Here is a 3,645-nt window from a genome sequence, read left to right on the forward strand (position 1 = left end):
GCTCCCACAGGGTTTTGTGGTGCTACATGATGTGTTTTTCGGGCTCGGGAATGTGGCTCGCGCCCAACACTGCCGGGAGCAACCCTGACCGCAAATCCCCACCGCTGGGCTGCTGATAAAGGCTCAAGCCAAACTCCGGCAGCACCGCCAGCAGGTAATCGAAAATATCCCCCTGAATCCGCTCGTAATCGGCCCACACGGTGGTGCGGGTGAAGCAGTAGATTTCCAGCGGAATGCCCTGAGCGGTGGTCTGCATCTGGCGAACCATGCAGGTCATGTTCGGCTGGATTTCCGTGTGACTCTTCAGATAGGCCAGCGCATAGGCGCGAAAGGTGCCGATGTTGGTCATCCGTCGACGGTTGGCCGACATCGCCGCGACGTTGCCTTGAGCTTCGTTCCAGGCCTTGAGTTCGGCTTTCTTGCGGCTCATGTAGTCGGTCAGCAGATGCACCTGGGCCAGCTTCAGCTCTTCGTCATCGCGAATAAACCGCACGCCGCTGGCGTCGATGAACAAGCTGCGCTTGATCCGGCGCCCACCGGACTGCTGCATGCCGCGCCAGTTCTTGAACGACTCGGACATCAGGCGCCAGGTCGGGATCGACACAATGGTCTTGTCGAAATTCTGCACCTTGACCGTGTGCAAGGTGATGTCCACCACGTCACCGTCGGCACCCACTTGCGGCATCTCGATCCAGTCGCCGACCCGCAGCATGTCGTTGCTGGTCAGTTGCACGCTGGCGACGAACGACAGCAAGGTGTCTTTGTAGACCAACAGAATCACCGCCGACATGGCGCCCAGACCCGACAGCAGCAACAGCGGCGAACGGTCGATCAACGTCGCGACGATGATGATCGCGCCAAACACGAACAACACCATTTTCGCCAGTTGCACGTAGCCCTTGATCGAGCGGGTGCGGGCGTGTTCGGTGCGGGCATAAATGTCCAGCAGGGCATTGAGCAATGCGCTGACGGCCAGCACCAGGAACAGAATGGTGAACGACAGCGCCACATTGCCAAGGAAGTTCAGGGCGGTTTTGCTCAGCTCCGGTACCAGGTGCAGACCGAACTGGATCACCAGCGAGGGAGTCATCTGCGCCAGGCGATGAAACACTTTGTTGTGGCGAAAATCGGTGATCCAGTGCAACGAGGGCTGGCGACCAAGCATTTTGGTCGCATGAAGAATGAGGTAACGCGCCACTCGTCCGAGCACCAGCGCCACCACCAGCAGTAACATCAGTGCGAGCGTGGAATGCAGGAGCGGGTGCTGATCGAGGGCACCCCAGAGGTCTTGGGCGTTGAGCCAGAGCTGTTTAATATCCATGGGTGAAAACGGTTCTTCTGTAGGACGCGACGGGGCGATTAGAGCATTTAAGACGTTCCGGATGACGTTTTGAGACAAAACAGGCAACAAAAAAACCACTGTTTGCAGCCGTTTGTATAAAGAAACTCGGCCTTCGCGCTCGAAACCGTTACCCTATGCAGCTGTTTTTTTGTATTTCTTCGAGGTAGCACCCGTGTTTTCCCAATTCGCCCTGCACGAACGCCTGCTCAAAGCCGTGGCCGAGCTTAAATTTGTCGAGCCAACGCCTGTGCAAGCAGCGGCCATTCCGCTGGCGCTCCAGGGGCGTGACCTGCGGGTGACAGCGCAAACCGGTAGCGGCAAAACCGCTGCATTCGTTTTGCCGATCCTCAACCGCTTGATCGGCCCGGCCAAAGTCCGCGTCAGCATCAAGACCCTGATCCTGCTGCCGACCCGCGAGCTGGCCCAGCAGACCATCAAGGAAGTCGAGCGCTTCGCTCAGTTCACCTTCATCAAGTCCGGCCTGATCACCGGCGGTGAAGACTTCAAGGTCCAGGCCGCGATGCTGCGCAAGGTACCGGACATCCTGATCGGTACGCCGGGCCGGATGATCGAGCAACTGAACGCCGGCAACCTCGACCTCAAAGAAGTCGAAGTGCTGGTACTCGATGAAGCCGACCGCATGCTCGACATGGGTTTTGCCGAAGACGTGCAGCGTCTGGTGGATGAGTGCACCAACCGTCAGCAGACCATGCTGTTCTCCGCCACCACCGGCGGTTCGGGCCTGCGCGAGATGGTCGCCAAGGTTCTGAACAACCCTGAACACTTGCAGCTGAACAACGTCAGCGATCTGAACGCCACCACTCGTCAACAGATCATCACCGCCGACCACAATCAGCACAAAGAACAGATCGTGAACTGGCTGCTGGCCAACGAGACCTATCAGAAGGCCATCGTGTTCACCAACACCCGTGCCATGGCCGACCGCATTTATGGCCGTCTGGTGGCGCAGGAATACAAAGCGTTCGTGCTGCACGGTGACAAAGACCAGAAAGACCGCAAGCTGGCCATCGACCGTCTGAAGCAGGGCGGCGTGAAGATCCTCGTGGCCACCGACGTCGCTGCCCGTGGCCTGGACGTGGAAGGCCTGGACCTGGTGATCAACTTCGACATGCCGCGCAGCGGCGACGAATACGTTCACCGTATCGGTCGCACCGGCCGCGCCGGCAACGATGGCCTGGCCATCTCGCTGATCTGCCATGGCGACTGGAACCTGATGTCGAGCATCGAGCGCTACCTCAAGCAGAGCTTCGAGCGCCGCACCATCAAGGAAGTCAAAGGCACCTACGGCGGACCGAAAAAGGTCAAGGCCTCGGGCAAAGCCGTTGGCGTGAAGAAGAAAAAGGTCGACGCCAAAGGCGACAAGAGGAAAACCGGCGCGAAGGCCCCGACCAAGCGCAAGATCGCCAACCGCCCGAAGACCGACGCCCTGTCGCTGGTCAGCAAGGACGGCATGGCCCCGCTGAAACGCCGCAAGCCGGAAGCGCCGGCTGCTGAGTAAGGCGCCGTAGCGATCCAATAAAAAACCCGGACAGTGTCCGGGTTTTTTTTGCGTCAAAAGATCTTGCCGTTAACTTTTGGCCGCCGATTCCAGCTCCTTGAGACGCTGATCGATCAACTGGCACTTATCCGGCAAATCCTTGCTGGCCGTCTCCAGATCCATCTTTTTCAACTCGTCATTGATTTCCTTGGCCTTGGCCGGGTTCTGCTCCGTGATCTTGGCGACTTCCCTGGCCAGTTGTTCGCGCTTGGCGGTGGCTTCGTCGGGCGGGCAGGCCCAAACGGGGAGGGCGCAGGCGAGGGTGGCTGCGAGGGTGAGTTTCAACAGGGTGTTTTTCATGAGCAGGGCCTCATTGATCAATGTCACGGCGTTATTGAGTGGAGGGTTTCTCCACCCACAAAGTTCAGACACTGGACCCCAACCCGCGTGCTAGAGCGTTTCGACAAAAACACTCTGAACGGCTTGTTGACGCCAGAATGATGGCAACTTAACATCGCGCCATCACATTGATATCACTTCGCCGTTTCGAGGGACCGAACAGCCCATTTGCACGTTGATGCAATGGTCGTTTACGCCACGCCTGGGACCTTCTGACCCAAGCGCGCATTTATCCCCTTATGACGTATTCGCTCTGCAAACGCCCCCTGCATTTGCCGTGTCGGGACGGCTGTGTCTGTGAATTGCTCATTCCATTCTTGCCGATCGAAACGAGACCTTTTGACATGGACGTTCGCCACTACGCCTTCCTCGCTGGCCAGCCTTCTGCTGCGGTCAAAAACCGTGA

At 58.2% G+C, this 3,645-nt stretch carries 4 protein-coding genes; 1 reads left to right on the forward strand and 3 read right to left on the reverse strand.

Annotated elements, in window-relative coordinates; translation table 11 throughout:
- Positions 1-22: 22 nt before the first annotated feature.
- Positions 23-1,321: a mechanosensitive ion channel family protein gene (locus tag PMI18_RS22555; RefSeq protein WP_007897229.1), complete on the reverse strand. Its 1,299-nt coding sequence runs from the start codon at positions 1,319-1,321 to the stop codon at positions 23-25.
- Between the two features lie 193 nt (positions 1,322-1,514).
- Here PMI18_RS22555 and PMI18_RS22550 point away from each other — a divergent pair, with 193 nt between their 5' ends.
- Positions 1,515-2,861 carry a DEAD/DEAH box helicase gene (locus PMI18_RS22550; protein WP_007897234.1) on the forward strand — a complete coding sequence of 449 codons (1,347 nt, stop codon included), beginning with the start codon at positions 1,515-1,517 and terminating at the stop codon, positions 2,859-2,861.
- 69 nt (positions 2,862-2,930) lie between these two features.
- On the opposite strand, the gene PMI18_RS22545 is transcribed toward PMI18_RS22550, so the two are convergent.
- Together PMI18_RS22545 and PMI18_RS31460 are read right to left on the reverse strand one after the other, a co-directional pair.
- A complete protein-coding gene (locus PMI18_RS22545) occupies positions 2,931-3,200 on the reverse strand; it encodes a hypothetical protein (protein ID WP_007897237.1) in 270 nt (89 codons plus the stop codon).
- A gap of 230 nt (positions 3,201-3,430) precedes the next feature.
- On the reverse strand, positions 3,431-3,645 hold a 215-nt coding region (locus PMI18_RS31460; protein ID WP_238542591.1), incomplete at its 5' end, for a hypothetical protein.

Origin of the sequence: Pseudomonas sp. GM102 (assembly GCF_000282555.1) — a bacterium.
Taxonomy (GTDB): domain Bacteria; phylum Pseudomonadota; class Gammaproteobacteria; order Pseudomonadales; family Pseudomonadaceae; genus Aquipseudomonas.

Bases quoted from the DNA above. Each gene is read 5' to 3' on its own strand.
- PMI18_RS22555 (WP_007897229.1), bottom strand. From the start codon at position 1,321: ATGGATATTAAACAGCTCTGGCTCAACGCCCAAGACCTCTGGGGTGCC.
- PMI18_RS22545 (WP_007897237.1), bottom strand. From the start codon at position 3,200: ATGAAAAACACCCTGTTGAAACTCACCCTCGCAGCCACCCTCGCCTGC.